Below are 14,508 nucleotides of genomic sequence, written 5' to 3'. Positions count from 1 at the left end.
TTGATCCGGCACAGGGCGGCAAGCGCCCATGATGTGCGACAAACCTGTTATACAGGATTGTCGTTGTCAAGGATGCTCTATCCCCTGACACAAAGGTGCCTGAGGTGCTTTGCGGCAGGACAACGCTCGGTGGCATCCACGAAAGTCTGTACTTCGACAGGCTGCGCTCGTGTTAGGATCTGTCGCCGAGAGGGTGGCATTATGAGCGAACGGCGACACATCGAGGAGATCGAGCAGGTCTTGGGAGGCTCTCAGACCGGCCGAGACGGGTTAGTTTCGGCCTCTTGGCGGAGATGCGTCGAGCTTTACGGCATGGACCCCATGCGCCGCGACCCCGCTTACATCGTGACCGAGAGCGAGCTTCGCGACCATCGCAAGCAGGCGGAATGGATGATCGGTGCCGCGCGGTCCAGCCTGCAGAGCCTGTTCCGGCAGGTCGCGGGGCAGAACTACGTGCTGCTGCTTACCGATGCCAAGGGCGTCTGCGTCGACTTCTTCGGCGATGATCTCTTCGTCGACGATCTGCGGGCAGCCGGGCTCTACCTTGGCTCAAACTGGTCCGAAAACCTTGCCGGCACCTGCGGCGTCGGCGCCTGCATCGTCACGCAAGAACCGGTGACGGTGCATCAGGACGACCATTTCGGCAATGCGCATACCACGCTCAGCTGCACCGCCGCGCCGATCTTCGACAGTCTCGGCGGGCTTGCAGCGGTGCTTGACATCTCCTTGCTGCGCTCGCCGACCCCCAAGCGCAGCCAGAACCTTGCCATGAGCCTCGTGACCAATGCCGCGCGGCGCGTGGAGATGGCGAACCTGATGGCCGAAAGTCGCCGCGATTGGGTGCTGCGCCTGTCGGCCAGCCCGGAATTCCTCGACGTCGATCCCGAGGCTGCCGTTCGCCTTGATGGCGGCGGTCGCGTACTCGGTTACACTCGGGCCGCCCGGCGCCTGTTCCCAGACGGCGGCGAAGTGATCGGGCGGCGCGTCGACGAGGTGCTGGGGCTGAGCGTCGACGATCTGCCCGACCTGATGCGCGACCGTCCCACAGAAGAGCGGATCATCGAGATGCGTGACGGCGGCGCGCTCTTCGGCCATGCCATCGCGCCGCAGGCGCCGCGCACCGCACCGCGCAGCAGCCGCCGCGGCGGCCCTCTCGCGGGACTTGCCGGAGAAGACCCGGCGATGGCGCAACTGCTGGCGCAGGCGGCAAAGCTGGCCCGCACCTCGGTGCCCTTGCTGATCACCGGTGCCACCGGGACCGGCAAGACCAAGCTGGCCCATGCGATCCACATGGTCGGCACCGCCAATGGCTTCCTGTCTCTCGACTGCGCCGGGCTGTCGCCCGACGTTCTGCGAGAGGCCACCGCAACACTGACCGGCCCCACTACCCTCGTGCTGCGCCGCATCGAGGACTTGCCCGCCGACACGGCACCGACGCTGACCGCCGTTCTGGATGGTGGTCCTTGCCTGCGCCCGATCGTGACAACCTGCGCCGACCCCGCCGCCCTGGCATTGCCCGGCCCGCTGTTCCACCGGCTGGCCGGCGCGACCCTCCGGCTGCCGTCGCTGCGCCAGCGCCGCGATCTCGGCTGGCTGCTCGACCGGGTCCTGCATCGGCGCGCCCCCGAGGACATGCGGCTGTCGCCCTCGGCCCGTGCGGCGCTGCTCGGCCGCTCGTGGCCCGGAAACCTGCGCGAACTGGAGCAGGTGCTCGACGTGGCCATTGCGCTCTGTGACGGACGGGTGATCGACCTGCCCGACCTGCCTGCGCCGGTCGACAGCCTGCCCGAACCGCCGGATGCCGAGGAGCAGCTTGAGCAGGTGATGGAGGCCTGCGGCTGGAACATGGCCCGCGCCGCGCGCCGCCTCGGCGTCAATCGCTCTACGGTCCTGCGGCGCCTGCGCAAAGCCGGCCTGCAGCCCCCAAGCTGAGCTGTTGCGCGCCGTTGCGCACGCAACATGCCGCAGCGCGGCGCCCATTTTTCGCACAGTCCGAGGCAACCTGCCGTAGAACGCCGCGCCAGCCTCCCGCGATACTCCTCGCAGAACAACGCGCAGAGGAGGAGACGCGATGCTCGATTCAACCACCGTGAGCCGCACGCAGGAGGTGCTCGACCGGCTCAACGCCGCCCTGGAGGAAGGCGACGTCGCCGCCGCAGCGGCCCTGTTTGCCACCGACAGCTATTGGCGCGATCTGATCTCGGTCAGCTGGAACCTCAAGACGGTCGAGGGCCCTGCGGGGGTCGCCGACATGCTTGGCGAGCAGCTCACGCAGACCCGTCCCGGCAATTTCCAAATTCAGCCGGGCGAGGTGCCTTCCGAGGACGGCGGCGTGATCACCGCGTGGATCACCTTCGAGACGGCCGCCGGACGCGGCTGGGGCCTGATGCGATTGAAGGATGACCGGATCTGGACGTTTCTCACCGCGCTGCAGGAACTCAAGGGCTTCGAGGAGAACCGCGGCACGCGCCGCCCGATGGGCGCCGAGCATGGCGCGCAGAAGAACCGCAGCAGCTGGAAGGAGCGCCGCGAGGCAGAGGAAGCCTCGCTCGGCTATGACACACAGCCCTATACGGTGATCGTCGGCGGCGGTCAGGGCGGCATCGCGCTCGGCGCGCGGTTGCGGCAGCTCGGCGTGCCGACCATCGTGCTCGACAAGCACGACCGTCCCGGCGACCAGTGGCGCAGCCGGTACAAGTCGCTCTGCCTGCACGATCCGATCTGGTACGACCACCTGCCCTACATCAAGTTCCCCGACAACTGGCCGGTGTTCACGCCCAAGGACAAGGTCGGCGACTGGCTGGAGATGTACACCAAGGTCATGGAGATCCCCTACTGGACGCGTACCACGGTCGAGAAGGCAAGCTTCGACGAGGCCTCGGGCACCTGGAGCGTGGAGGTGAACCGCGACGGCGAGAAGCTGGTGCTGAAGCCGACCCAGCTGGTGCTCGCGACCGGCATGTCGGGCAAGCCGAACCTGCCTCAGTTCCCCGGTATGGACAGCTTCAAAGGCACCGTCCAGCACTCTTCGCAGCACGACGGTCCGGATGCCTGGAGCGGCAAGAAGGTGGTCGTGGTCGGATCGAACAACTCGGCCCATGACATCTGCGCGGCGCTCTGGGAAGCGGATGCCGATGTGACGATGGTGCAGCGCTCGTCGACGCATATCGTGCGCTCGGACACGCTGATGGAGATCGGACTCGGCGCGCTCTACTCAGAGGAGGCACTGGCGAACGGCGTGACCACCGAGAAGGCCGACATGATCTTTGCCTCGCTGCCCTACAAGATCATGCACGAGTTCCAGATCCCGCTCTACGACCAGATGCGCGAACGGGACGCCGAGTTCTACGCCGGGCTGGAAAAGGCGGGGTTCGATCTCGACTGGGGCGACGACGGCTCGGGGCTGTTCATGAAGTACCTGCGCCGTGGCTCGGGTTACTACATCGACGTCGGCGCCAGCCAGTTGATCATCGACGGCGAGGTGAAGCTGGTGAAGGGCCAGGTCGATCACTTCGACGAAACGGCGGTGGTGCTGGCCGACGGCACGCGACTTGAGGCCGATCTCGTGGTCATGGCCACAGGGTACGGCTCGATGAACGGTTGGGCGGCGGACCTCATCAGCCAGGAGGTCGCCGACAAGGTGGGCAAGGTCTGGGGCCTAGGGTCGGACACCACCAAGGATCCCGGCCCCTGGGAGGGCGAGCAGCGCAACATGTGGAAGCCGACGCAGCAGCAGAACCTGTGGTTCCACGGCGGCAACCTGCATCAGTCTCGGCACTACTCACTCTATCTCGCGCTGCAGCTGAAGGCCCGGATGGAGGGCTTGGACACCCCCGTCTACGGCCTGCAGGAAGTGCATCACCTGGCGTGATGCATTTCGCGCCCGGCTCCCTCCCGGGCCGGGCGCATATTCTTTTCAGGACTTGGAGAAAGACACATGAAAGCAGCACGTTGGTACGGCGTGAAGGATATCCGCGTCGAGGATGTGGCCGAGCCCGCCCCCGGCTCCGGCGAGGTGAAGGTCAAGGTCGCCTGGACCGGCATCTGCGGCAGCGACCTGCACGAGTACCTCGCCGGTCCGATCTTCGTGCCAGTGGGCGAGGACCATCCGCTCAGCCACGATCAGGCGCCGATCACCATGGGCCACGAATATTGCGGCGTGGTGAGCGAACTGGGCGATGGTGTGACCGGGCTGGCTCCGGGTGATCGTGTCGCCATCGAGCCGATCTTTGCCTGTAGCAGCTGCCCGGCGTGCCTCGAGGGGAAGTACAACCTGTGCGAGCAGTTGGGCTTTGTCGGCCTGTCCGGCGGCCACGGCGGGTTCGCCGCCCATTCGGTTGTCCCCGCGCGCATGGTGCACAAGATGCCCGACGCGCTGTCGATGGAGCAGGGTGCGCTGGTTGAGCCCGCCGCCGTGGCACTGCACGCGGTGCGCCTGTCGAAGATCAAGGCGGGTGACATGGCAGCAGTTTTTGGCGCCGGTCCGATCGGACTGCTGGTGGTCGAGGCGCTGCGCGTTGCCGGGGCCTCGCAGATTCACGTGGTGGAACCCTCCGAGGTGCGGCGGCAGAAGGCGATGGAGCTCGGGGCGACCAGTGCGATCGACCCTATTTCGGAAGACGCTGTCGCGGCGATCCGGGGGGCGACCGGCGGCGTGCACGTCGCCTTTGAGGTCACCGGCGTGCCGCAAGTCCTGCCGCAATGCATCGACGCGACGCGGCACGAGGGTCAGACGTTGATCGTGTCGATCTGGGAGGGCGAGGCGTCGTTCCATCCCAATACCGCGGTGCTGAAGGAGCGACAGCTGCAGGGCACGATCGCGTATCGCAACGTCTATCCAGCGGTGATGGAGCTGATGACACAGGGCTATTTCAGCGCCGACAAGCTGGTGACCAAGCGAATTTGCATCGACGAGATCGTCAGTGAAGGGTTCGAGGCATTGGTCGCCGAGAAATCGCACGTCAAAATCCTGGTCGAAGCGCCGGACAGACACTGAAGTCAGGCAAGGAACCTGCGGCGCTCAACGTCGAAGGCCTTGCCAGAACGGAATTCCGCCAGCCTGCAACCCGAGCCAACAGCGACGACGGTCCGCGGTTTGGAACCGCGGGCCGCGATTGGCCCTTCCTGCATGGCCTCCGCCTGGATGGAATGCGCGAAACGCGTCCGTTCCCCGATCTATGCGACTGCCGACCTTCTGGGGCTTCAGGCCGTAGTGGCTCTGGTCGCGCGAAAAATCACCTTAACCCCATGTGGCTGCTGGTCGTAGCCCGTCCATTCCTCGGTGGACGGCTCGTCGCCTTAGCGAAACTCTCAGCCGACGGCGTGCACTGAACCCGCCCGGGCTCAGGGCGCGTGCGTAAGGTATTGCAATCGCGAAGTTATCCATTCTCTGCACGCGGTTGGCAACTACATGAAGGGCTTTTTTAATGCAGCCCTGCGCCGACCCCCAAGAGCACCTGATCTGCACAATTTGACAGACGCGACCGTGCTAGAATGAGAGCTCAAGGATCGTTGCGACAGGCTCCGCTATCTCAGTTTCGCCATTTCCTCTCTGAAGGCTTCAGCCGGGGTTCTCCAGCCAAGGCATTTCCGCGGTGTCGCATTCAATCTCTCGCTGATCTGCTTCATCTGGGGTCTCGAAAGCGAAGCGATTGGCGTGTCACGGGGTAGGACCCGGCGGGCGCGTCCGTTCAGATTTTCCACCGAGCCTTTTTGCCAAGGCGCTTGCGGATCGCAAAACCAAGCGGTTGTCCCAATGCCGGCCTCGAGCTTTCTCCAGTCGCGAAACTCGAAGCCGCGGTCGAAGGTGATCGACTTGCGCGCGGCCTGGGGCAGCGGGGTCATCACGTTCATCAAGCTGTTCATGAAGTGCTTGGAACTTCGATCGTTGTTGCGGAACAAGACCGCGAAGCGGGTCTTTCTCTCGACCAGCGTTGCGACGTTCATCGAGCCTTGTGCGCGCTCGAAGATCATCAGATCACCTTCCCATTCACCAAATGTTTCCCGTGCTTTAACGTATTCTGGTCGCTGATGGATCGAGCGTTCGGGAGGAAAGACCTGGTTGCGGGATCGCCGTGCATACCGGGGCCTGCGTTTCTGGCGCCGCCTCGGCAACTGTCGCGCCAACTCTTCGTCACGACCCTCGGGGCCGTAGACCCAGGCATAGATGGTTTCATGGCTGATGCGGGTCTCGTGACCCTCAAAGGCAAGACGCCCCGCAACTTGCTCCGGAGACCAACCTTCCTTCAACCGGTCGATCACGGCCTCACGCAAGGCAGGAAGCCTGATGAGCTTGCGTCGCCTTGCGCGACGCGCGATCGCTGATTTTTGCGCCACGACACCATAGTAGCCGTTCAGCTCCGGCAGCTCGTCAGCGACAAAACCATTGCGCTTGATCTCTCGGTAGACGCTGGACCTGTGACGGCCGAGTTCAGCGGCAATCCTACTGACTGGCAGCTTTGCGTTCAGCATGTCTTCGATACTGCGCCGTTCACGAAGGTCTAACTCTGTGTGCGCCATCATCCGTTCTCCTTACTTTCCAGCAAGATAGGGGAATTGTCGCAACGGAGTTTAGAATGTGCCGAATGTGCCGAATTGGTTCGGATAAGGCCAAAATATGTAACGCGGTCTGCCGTGCCCAGTCAGCTCACTCCGCGATCATCAGAACTAGGAATAAGCTCGCGACCTAACGCGGGTACCCCTACTCGAACTGCGGAGGGGGGAAGGTTACCGTAACCGGTGTTCTGGCCCCACCTACCGCGCGGCTTCCTGATCTGAGATCGGCTCTTTCGGAGTGGATCAGGAAGGAGTTTCTCCATGGATGCTACATTGGAGGTTCTCACGGAGGATGGAGGCCGTCGGCGCAACCGCAAATGGCCTGACGCGGTGAAGGCGCGGATCGTGGCCGAGACGTTGCGCCCGGGTACGACGGTTGCTGCGGTCGCGCGGCGTCACGGGGTCAAGGCAAACCATCTGTCGGCGTGGCGGACCTTGGCCCGGCAGGGCAAGCTGGTGCTACCAGCTCCTGAAGACGAGGTGGAGTTCGCGGCGATGGTGATCGCGGCAGCCTTGCCGGATGCCGAGCCAAGCGTGGACGAGTCCGTCGAGATCACCGTGGGGACAGTCACGATCCGGCTGGCGGCGACGACCTCGGCAACGCGCATCGCGGCGATCGCCCATGCGTTGGCACAGACGGCATGATCTTTCCGTCGAACCGCGTCCGGATCATAGCTCCGAAAGTGGGGGCCGTGAAAACTTCCGAGGGAGACATGCTGCCGGCGAACCAAAAGATCGATGGGGGGCCCTCGGTACTCTACGATGCTGTCGCAATCGTGGTCAACGATGAGGGCGCACGGGAACTGGCCGGAATGCTGCCGGGCAAGCAGTTCGTCGCAGATGCTTACGGCCACTGCAAGTTCATCGCCCTCACGCCTGAAGCGGCTCCACTTTTCGAGGCGGCAGGCGTCAACTCCGAAGCGGAGGGAGTGATGACGCTGAAGAAGCCTGCAGCAGCAGCCGACTTCCTAGAGGCCTGCCATGCTGTTCGCGTCTGGGACCGTAAACGCTGAGTGAACGGCCTCGCAGTCAGTAAGGCTGCGGGGCTTCTCTCATTCCTGGCGGGTGACCGACGAATGGATGAAACCAATTCGGTTCCTTCCTCTTTGAATCATTCCATCAGAACGAGCGCCCCATGGCCTCGCTCGCAGCCTGGAGAGGGAAATCGCAGCTTTCGCTGATTTCATTCCCTGTAAAAATTCGTTCGCCAACAAAGTCGGGACCTCGGGTAGGTTTCCAGCTAATACATGGCCCCAGCGGTAAGCCGCTTCGATACCCAAAGACTGTGGCCAGCGTCGGCCCCGTTTATAAAAAAGACATTCTTGAGAGCTATGATTATAGAGACGACGAGTATTCCCTGCTGTGGCTGATTGGCCCGAACTGGACGGTGCCCGACTTCAGCACCCTGTCCCGGCGCCAGAAGATCCTAGCCGTGAAAATCCCGTATCGCGGCTCCAAGGGGCCGCTGCACCTGCTGATCCCCTCTCGGGACATTGCTCCGCAGTGCCCTGCCGGGCAGCGGACAGCACAGGCATCACGGTCTAGGGCGAAGGCGAATGGCACGCCCGCAAGCACAGCGGTCCCAAACGGCGCGTCTGGCGCGAAATCCATCTCCGGATTGATGAGGAAACACTGGAGGTCCGCGCTGTCGAGATCACCGGGAGCCACATCGGTGCTGCCCTGGTGCTACCTGAGCTGAGAGGTGGTTCGGTTTGTCTGAACAGGTCTTGGGCGTTTTCTAAGTGGTTTTCCGCCTTGGTTACGCAGCTGCCAGATCGGGCAGCTGCGGGTTAAAGTAGGCTTGATCGGGCGTCCTGCCGTCAAGGGATGAATGGGGGCGGCGTCCGTTGTAGAAGCCGATGTAGCGGCCGATACCTGTGCGCGCGCGCCTCGGACACACTGGCGTATGCCCGGAGGTAGACCTCTTCGTACTTGATGCTCCGCCAAAGGCGCTCAACGAAGACGTTGTCACGCCACGCGCCCTTGCCGTCCATGCTGATCTTGATCTGCCGGGCCGTCAGAACCTTGATGAAGTCGGTCGATGTGAACTGACTGCCCTGATCGCTGTTGAAGATCTCGGGCTGACCGTGTCTGGCCAAGGCCTCTTCCAGCGCCTCGATGCAAAAGCCCGCGTCCAGTGTGATCGACACTCGCCATGCCAAAATGCGGCGCGTGCCCCAGTCGACCACCGCCGCGAGATAGATGAAGCCGCGGGCCATGGGGATATAAGTGATGTCTATCGCCCAAACGTGGTTGGGACGCGTGATGGGCAGGTTCCTGAGCAGGTACGGATATTTCTTGTGGCCCGGCGTCGGTTTTGAAGTGTTGGGCTTGCGATACAGCGCCTCGATACCCATGCGTTTCATGGGCGTAGCGACGTGCAGGCGCCCTACGATGAACCCCTCTTGGGCCAGCAGCCCCTTCAGCATCCGGCTGCCTGCGAACGGGAACTCCATGTGCAACTGGTCGATCCGGTGCATGAGCTTGAGGTCGGCATCCGTGACCGGCTGAGGCTGATAGTAGATGCTGCCGCGGCTGATACCGAGGACCTTGGCCTGACCTGACAGGCTGAGCTTTGCTTTTCGATCAATCATCTTCTTCCGCTCGGCAGCAGACCCGCTTTGCCGAGCGCGCCGGACAAAAATCATTCTCCAGCGTCAGCTCTCCAATCTTCGCATGCAGGGTCTTCACGTCGATCTTGGGCTCGGCATCGCCTTTCGGGACTTCGCCAAATACGCCGGTCGCACCTTCCAGGAGCTGGTCTCGCCATTGCTTGATCTGATTTGGGTGCAGATCGAAATCCTGCGCCAGCTCGACCAGGGTCCTCTCGCCCTTGATCGCAGCCACTGCCACTTTCGCCTTGAACGCCGGGCTATGATTCCGGCGCGGTCGTCTTGCCATCGGTCTTCTCCTCGCTCGCAGCATCATGCTGCTCTTGCGCGGAAAATCCACTTATCCCGGCTGTTCAGATTTCACCGGCCACCTCTCTGCTCGGCCAGATCACGGCGGACGAGCGGATCGGCAGCGTCACCGCCGACCGTGGCGCCCATGTCGTCATCCCCCCGCGCAAGAACGCGAAGTCTTGGCAGACCCTCACCGCCGAGACCGTGGCGCGAAACGAGGCCCTGCGCCCTTCGAAATACCTGGGCCGCGCGCTGTGGGGACGATGGAGCGGATACCACCGCCAAAGCAGCGTCGAGGCAAAGATGCACTGTGTGAAGTTGCTGGGGCAGCGCCTTATGGCGCGGGACTTCGACCGTCAGGTCGCCGAACTCCAGGTCCGCATCGCCGTTTTTATCCGATGCACCGCCCTCGGCATACCCGTCACGGAAGCTGTGTGATAAGTCCGTCTGGGAAAGGGGAACCTGGCCATCACACGATTTCTGCAACAGGGACACAACAAGGGGATACGGGCCTGCATCCCAGGCCGAAAGAAACACAAGAAGCCGGTCAAGTACGACAAACGCCGATACAAGCGCCTCAATCGCTTCGGGATCATGTTCGGAACACTCAAGGACTGGAGGCGTATGGCCACCCGAATTGACCGATGCCCAAATGTCTTCCTTTCGGCCATCGTCCTCGCGGTCCTCGTCATCTACTGGTTATGAATCCTACCCCCAAATGCCAGTGAATTTCACCACCTTTCAGAAAGTTTGTGAAACTTTGTCTCTGGCAGATTGGAGATATTGCCGGCCCAGTCTCGGGGCCGGCAATCTTACTAGGCGGTCAGCGCTGAACTTCCACCGTCGTCCTTCCAGCGCCGCCAAGCTGGGAATGCAAGTGCGATCAGGCCGAGCGCCAGATGGGCGAGCGAGACTGCTAAGGTGAAACCGTCAATGAGCACCCATGGACTAATGCCCGCCCAAATACCTGTTACCACTCGCGCCCAGTCGAGCCCTTCATGTTGCCGCCAAAGTGCAATTGCGGAAAGCACTACGATCAGTCCGCCCGTCAGCAGGGCGCTCCAGAAGGCAATATCGGTCAATGTGACGACGAAGGGCAACCCAGCGAGGGTGAGGCCCGCGAGAAGGCTGATGCCGTCGCCAAGCTTGTCATAGTTCGTGGTCGAAGTCTTGCTCATGGTGTGACCTCCTTTCTTTCAACCAAGTTTTCAATGCGGCCGAGCCAACCGCCTGCACGCCGGCGCAGGCAAGAAATGACGTAATTCCTCCTGCGAAATCGCGCCGGTCGCGATTTCTTCCAACGCAACCTCTTCGGCAGCTTGCCGTTGAGGTTCGACCCGCGGTTCCGCCCCGGCCTTCAGCGCCCGGCTGCGGGCGCTCGCGGCGAGGACCAGAGCGAAACGATCGGGCACCGCCTGCTGGGCATCAATTGCAACGAAGGGATTCATGCCGCCCTCCCTTCCTCAACGGACGTATACATGCCGTCGACGGCCACCGCCGTTTCAAGCGCCAACAGCGCTCGTTCAACCTCGGCAAGCTGCGTTTCACGCTGGTTTTCCGGCATGCCTTCGGTGCTGGCGACATCCTGAAGATACTCCGTGTAAGCCCAGTTCATCAGGATAGAACGGCGAGCCTCCAACGACAGGCTGGCGTCCGAAGCAACCTCAATGGGAGATCGCCCATCATCGCCGCCTTTCGGATCGCCCCGCCGTCTGGCGCCGGCCATCGCGTCGCGATAGGTTTGCCGCATCTCCGACAGTCCGAGCCGAGAGAGCGTGTCATCGGACCACAGCCCGGCCTGCCTGTCCCGTGCCCGGGCGGCACCGCGCGCGGCTTCGCCTGCCGGCAGATGCACCTCGTAAGCCACCCCCAGACGCTTTGCATGGCGAATAGCAGCTTCCAGCGTCGGAAAGCTCAGGTCTATCTGCTGGATCGTGTCGTCCCCACCCGTCCAGCCCATCAAAGGCTCGAGCCAAGGACCGGTCCGGCGCGGAAAGCTCATCTTCCAGCCCTGCGTACCCGCGCGCCCCGAGGTCATCGCCGATTTCGACGGCTTCCAGATCCGGGCGACCGCATCGTCCGGCAGAGAAGAGTCCCGGTCGGGTCGCGAACCGGCCAGGCTCGGAATGGGTGAGGCATTTGATTGTGCTGTGAAATCTCCACTGATCAAGTTCACTACTTACCCTCCAGATTTCGGGAACGGCGTCCGACCGCCAAGAAAGCGGCCGGAGCATCCCATCCTGGGCCCGAGGTGCTTCAGGCCGCGACAGGTTCCGGCTCACGAGCCGTCTCGAGCTGCCTGGTCTCGAGACCTTCTGTCGCCTCAGGAGACGCGATCTCGATCCGACGCGGCTTGAGTTCCTCGGGGACCTCGCGCTTCAGCTGGACAGTCAGCAGGCCGTTCGACAAGGTGGCCTCTTCGACCCGGACGTGATCAGCCAGTTCGAACCGACGTTCAAACGACCGACCGGCGATGCCGCGATAGAGATAGCTGGCACCGTCGTCACCATCGGGAGTCTCCTTGTGGCCCGACACGATCAGCATGTTCTTGTCCTGGGTCAGGGTCAGATCGTCTTCGGCAAAGCCCGCCACCGCCATGTCGATGCGATAGTCGTCCTCGCCGGTCTTGACGATGTCGTGGGGCGGCCAGTTGTCGAGCGTTTCCACCCGACGGGCGGCCTCAAGTGCGTCGAGCATACGGTCGAAACCGATACTCGAACGGAACAGAGGTGCAAAATCAAGTCCCGTTGCCATAGCCATATCCTCCTTTGAGCAACATGGGTACAGACGTCGGAAGCACCGCAGGAACGGCGTCCCGCCTTGTCACCGATCCCCATCTGGGCGATCAGCATAAATTGATTTGGAACAGAACCTTACGGCTTCAAGAGGGTGCTCAAAACTTTTTTCTGCGAACAGAATTCCTATATTTCACGCACTTCCTTGTAGCATTCGAAAGGAGGAGATCATGACCGAGAACGACGTGAAGAGCATCTTGGGTTCCGGCACGGATCCTACACTTCTGTCTGATATCCTGCGCACCGGCGCTGACGCCTCCGAGCTTGCCCGTGCCAAGGCCTGGGTCGAGGCGGATGAAGCGCAGGTCGATGCCCATAGCCCCTTCCCATCGGGCCGGGTCGCCCGGTTGGTAGAATTGCTCGAAGCCGATCAGGAAGCAGACGATCTGCTATAACAGAAATCGGGCTGGCGCAGAAGATGGCGCCAGCCCGTTCCTTCAGGTGGTCACGATCACCCGAACCGGTCCGTCGCGACGCAGAACATCGGCAACCACGTGGGTGCCCGACCTGCGTAGAGCCACATCGACGGATCCACCATCAAGGCGCAGATTGCGCAGGACGACCTCTCCCAGAAACTCCGGAAGGATCGGTTGCTCGAAGATCACCTGACGCGCCTCAGCATCGAAGCGTAGCCCGAGACAGGCTTGAAGCAGCAACAACGGCGCTCCCGCCGCCCAGGCCTGCGGCGTACAGGCCACCGGGTAGAAGGTCGGCCCTTGCGTCTCGCGGCGCGGAAAACCGCAGAACAGCTCCGGCAACCGTCTCAGATCGATATAGGTGGCGGCGGAGAAGATGCCCTCGAATATACGCGCGGCCTGTTCACGGAACCCGTAGCGCGCCAGCCCCGCCCCGATCAGCGCATTGTCATGGGGCCAGACCGAGCCGTTGTGATAGCTCATCGGATTGTACCGTGCCTGACCCGCGGCAATGGTCCGCACTCCCCATCCGCAGAAAGACGTCGGCCCCATCAGGGTATGAATGACCGTTTCGGCGCGCTCCTCCGGGACGATTCCCGTCCAGAGCAGATGGCCCGCGTTCGAACTGCGTACTCGGCAGGGCCGTTTGTCACCATCGAGGGCGAGCACATAGGTCCCAAGCTCATCGTCCCAGAACGCCGCGTCCAAACGGGACTTGAGTTCCGAGGCCTTACGCGCCTGCTCTTGCGCGATCCCGTCATGACCGAGTTCCCGTGCGATCTCGGCCGCGGCCAGCCGGGCGGCATAGACGTAGCCCTGCACTTCGCAAAGCGCGATCGGCCCCTTGGCCAGCGTCCCATCGGCGTGAAACACCGCATCATGACTGTCCTTCCACCCCTGGTTGGCGAGCCCCTTGTCGTTGCGCCGTCCGTATTCCACGAAACCGTCGCCGTCCCGATCGCCATGGTATTCGACCCACTCAAGCGCCGCCTGAACATGCGGCCAGAGCGTTTCCAGAACCTTCCGATTTCCAGTGCGTTCGAAATACGCTCCGGCGAGCATGACGAATAGCGGTGTCGAATCCACGCTGCCATAATAACGCCGGAACGGGACTTCGCCGGTTTCCGCCATTTCGCCGTAGCGCACCTCATGAAGGATCTTGCCCGGCTCGGCATCGGTGGCCGGATCGAATTCGGTCGCCTGATTGGCCGCAAGATGCAGCAGAACGCCCCGCGCGATTGCCGGGTCGAGCCAGAGCATTTCCCAGGCGGTGATCAGCGCGTCACGCCCGAACACGGTGCTGAACCAGGGCACGCCCGCATAGGGATAGGGCCCCTCCTCCGTATCGGTCATGAGCATGTAGAGGTCCGAGACCGAACGGCGCATGGTCTCGTTGAAGATCTCGTTGGAGCTTTGCACCGTGGCTGCGCGGGAAGAGGAACGTCTGAGTGCGCGGCGCGCGTCCCGCAACGAGCGGAAAAACAGGCGCGACGGAGGATCCTCGGCCCCATTCGCGTCGCAGCCGATCTCGATAAAGAGCGAACGCGTTTCGCCGGGGGCGAGGCTCAGACGATAGACGGCTTTCCCCGGCTCAAGCTGCGCAGGCGCAGGATAGAAACGCAGAGCGGTGCTGCGTGGATTGTGGTCGAGCCCCCGGTATGACAAGAGCACGTGCGAGCCATCCACCTCCGGCAAGAGCGACGTTCCCCGGCGGGCCCGTACCCGGCCACGGACCTCAAAAATATCCGCAAAATCGGCCTCAAAGGCGATTTCCAAGGTAATCTCATGGGTTCTGTCGCAAACTTTGTATTTCCGTTCCTGCGTGATGGCCGATATGCC

General features: G+C 62.6%; 13 protein-coding genes and 3 pseudogenes. 9 read left to right on the top strand and 7 right to left on the bottom strand.

Going from position 1 to position 14,508, the window contains the following annotated elements:
- Positions 1-201: 201 nt before the first annotated feature.
- The 3 genes from G0A00_RS19280 to G0A00_RS19270 all read left to right on the top strand — a co-directional run bounded on the left by G0A00_RS19280 (position 202) and on the right by G0A00_RS19270 (position 4,996).
- The gene (locus G0A00_RS19280) at positions 202-1,932 is read left to right on the top strand and encodes a sigma-54-dependent Fis family transcriptional regulator (protein ID WP_164183854.1); all 1,731 of its coding nucleotides are present in this window, start codon (positions 202-204) and stop codon (positions 1,930-1,932) included.
- Between the two features lie 139 nt (positions 1,933-2,071).
- On the top strand, positions 2,072-3,871 hold the full coding sequence (locus tag G0A00_RS19275) for an NAD(P)/FAD-dependent oxidoreductase (RefSeq protein WP_164183856.1): 1,800 nt from the start codon (positions 2,072-2,074) through the stop codon (positions 3,869-3,871).
- 66 nt (positions 3,872-3,937) lie between these two features.
- Positions 3,938-4,996 (top strand): 2,3-butanediol dehydrogenase, encoded by a 1,059-nt coding sequence (locus G0A00_RS19270; protein WP_164183858.1) that lies wholly within the window; start codon positions 3,938-3,940, stop codon positions 4,994-4,996.
- A 530-nt stretch (positions 4,997-5,526) separates the two neighbouring features.
- Here G0A00_RS19270 and G0A00_RS19265 read toward each other — a convergent pair.
- Positions 5,527-6,519, bottom strand: a complete 993-nt coding sequence (locus tag G0A00_RS19265) for an IS30 family transposase (RefSeq protein WP_164214226.1) — start codon at positions 6,517-6,519, stop codon at positions 5,527-5,529.
- A gap of 297 nt (positions 6,520-6,816) precedes the next feature.
- Here G0A00_RS19265 and G0A00_RS19260 point away from each other — a divergent pair, with 297 nt between their 5' ends.
- The 3 genes and pseudogenes from G0A00_RS19260 to G0A00_RS19250 all read left to right on the top strand — a co-directional run.
- The gene (locus tag G0A00_RS19260; RefSeq protein WP_164185373.1) at positions 6,817-7,200 is read left to right on the top strand and encodes a transposase; all 384 of its coding nucleotides are present in this window, start codon (positions 6,817-6,819) and stop codon (positions 7,198-7,200) included.
- A gap of 47 nt (positions 7,201-7,247) precedes the next feature.
- Positions 7,248-7,568, top strand: a complete 321-nt coding sequence (locus G0A00_RS19255) for a hypothetical protein (protein ID WP_368667716.1) — start codon at positions 7,248-7,250, stop codon at positions 7,566-7,568.
- Positions 7,569-7,909: 341 nt separating this feature from the next.
- Positions 7,910-8,253: pseudogene (locus G0A00_RS19250) on the top strand (transposase); the annotation flags it as partial.
- 61 nt (positions 8,254-8,314) lie between these two features.
- Here the strand turns inward: G0A00_RS19250 and G0A00_RS19245 are convergent.
- Positions 8,315-9,456 (bottom strand): annotated as a pseudogene (locus G0A00_RS19245) (IS3 family transposase).
- Between the two features lie 86 nt (positions 9,457-9,542).
- Between G0A00_RS19245 and G0A00_RS19240 the strand changes: the two are divergent.
- Both G0A00_RS19240 and G0A00_RS19235 read left to right on the top strand, forming a co-directional pair.
- Positions 9,543-9,896, top strand: a pseudogene (locus tag G0A00_RS19240) (IS5/IS1182 family transposase); the annotation flags it as partial.
- Positions 9,897-9,905: 9 nt separating this feature from the next.
- Complete coding sequence (locus G0A00_RS19235; protein WP_368667720.1) at positions 9,906-10,163, top strand: transposase; 258 nt, start codon at positions 9,906-9,908, stop codon at positions 10,161-10,163.
- 110 nt (positions 10,164-10,273) lie between these two features.
- Here G0A00_RS19235 and G0A00_RS19230 read toward each other — a convergent pair whose 3' ends face one another.
- From G0A00_RS19230 to G0A00_RS19215, 4 genes are all read right to left on the bottom strand, one after another.
- The gene (locus G0A00_RS19230; RefSeq protein ID WP_164185377.1) at positions 10,274-10,636 is read right to left on the bottom strand and encodes a hypothetical protein; all 363 of its coding nucleotides are present in this window, start codon (positions 10,634-10,636) and stop codon (positions 10,274-10,276) included.
- A gap of 30 nt (positions 10,637-10,666) precedes the next feature.
- Positions 10,667-10,906, bottom strand: coding sequence for a DNA-directed RNA polymerase subunit omega (rpoZ, locus tag G0A00_RS19225; RefSeq protein ID WP_164185380.1), 240 nt, complete (start codon positions 10,904-10,906; stop codon positions 10,667-10,669).
- Entirely contained in the window at positions 10,903-11,634 is a 732-nt protein-coding gene (locus G0A00_RS19220; protein WP_164185381.1) for an NADH dehydrogenase ubiquinone Fe-S protein 4, read from the bottom strand. The genes rpoZ and G0A00_RS19220 overlap by 4 nt, the downstream gene beginning before the upstream one ends.
- 80 nt (positions 11,635-11,714) lie before the next feature.
- Positions 11,715-12,212 carry an Hsp20 family protein gene (locus G0A00_RS19215; protein ID WP_164185382.1) on the bottom strand — a complete coding sequence of 166 codons (498 nt, stop codon included), beginning with the start codon at positions 12,210-12,212 and terminating at the stop codon, positions 11,715-11,717.
- A 211-nt stretch (positions 12,213-12,423) separates the two neighbouring features.
- Here G0A00_RS19215 and G0A00_RS19210 point away from each other — a divergent pair, with 211 nt between their 5' ends.
- On the top strand, positions 12,424-12,648 hold the full coding sequence (locus G0A00_RS19210; protein WP_164185383.1) for a hypothetical protein: 225 nt from the start codon (positions 12,424-12,426) through the stop codon (positions 12,646-12,648).
- A gap of 42 nt (positions 12,649-12,690) precedes the next feature.
- Here G0A00_RS19210 and G0A00_RS19205 read toward each other — a convergent pair.
- Positions 12,691-14,508, bottom strand: a 1,818-nt coding sequence (locus G0A00_RS19205) for an amylo-alpha-1,6-glucosidase (RefSeq protein ID WP_164214225.1), incomplete at its 5' end; no start/stop codon positions are given.

It is taken from the genome of Salipiger sp. PrR002, assembly GCF_010500775.1.
GTDB lineage: Bacteria > Pseudomonadota > Alphaproteobacteria > Rhodobacterales > Rhodobacteraceae > Salipiger.
This window is presented reverse-complemented; position numbering and strand designations above follow the sequence as displayed.

Coding starts and splice junctions, on each gene's coding strand:
- G0A00_RS19260 (WP_164185373.1), top strand. CDS start 6,817: ATGGATGCTACATTGGAGGTTCTCACGGAGGATGGAGGCCGTCGGCGC.
- G0A00_RS19230 (WP_164185377.1), bottom strand. CDS start 10,636: ATGAGCAAGACTTCGACCACGAACTATGACAAGCTTGGCGACGGCATC.
- G0A00_RS19265 (WP_164214226.1), bottom strand. CDS start 6,519: ATGGCGCACACAGAGTTAGACCTTCGTGAACGGCGCAGTATCGAAGAC.
- G0A00_RS19210 (WP_164185383.1), top strand. CDS start 12,424: ATGACCGAGAACGACGTGAAGAGCATCTTGGGTTCCGGCACGGATCCT.
- G0A00_RS19215 (WP_164185382.1), bottom strand. CDS start 12,212: ATGGCAACGGGACTTGATTTTGCACCTCTGTTCCGTTCGAGTATCGGT.
- G0A00_RS19275 (WP_164183856.1), top strand. CDS start 2,072: ATGCTCGATTCAACCACCGTGAGCCGCACGCAGGAGGTGCTCGACCGG.
- G0A00_RS19270 (WP_164183858.1), top strand. CDS start 3,938: ATGAAAGCAGCACGTTGGTACGGCGTGAAGGATATCCGCGTCGAGGAT.
- G0A00_RS19280 (WP_164183854.1), top strand. CDS start 202: ATGAGCGAACGGCGACACATCGAGGAGATCGAGCAGGTCTTGGGAGGC.
- rpoZ (WP_164185380.1), bottom strand. CDS start 10,906: ATGAATCCCTTCGTTGCAATTGATGCCCAGCAGGCGGTGCCCGATCGT.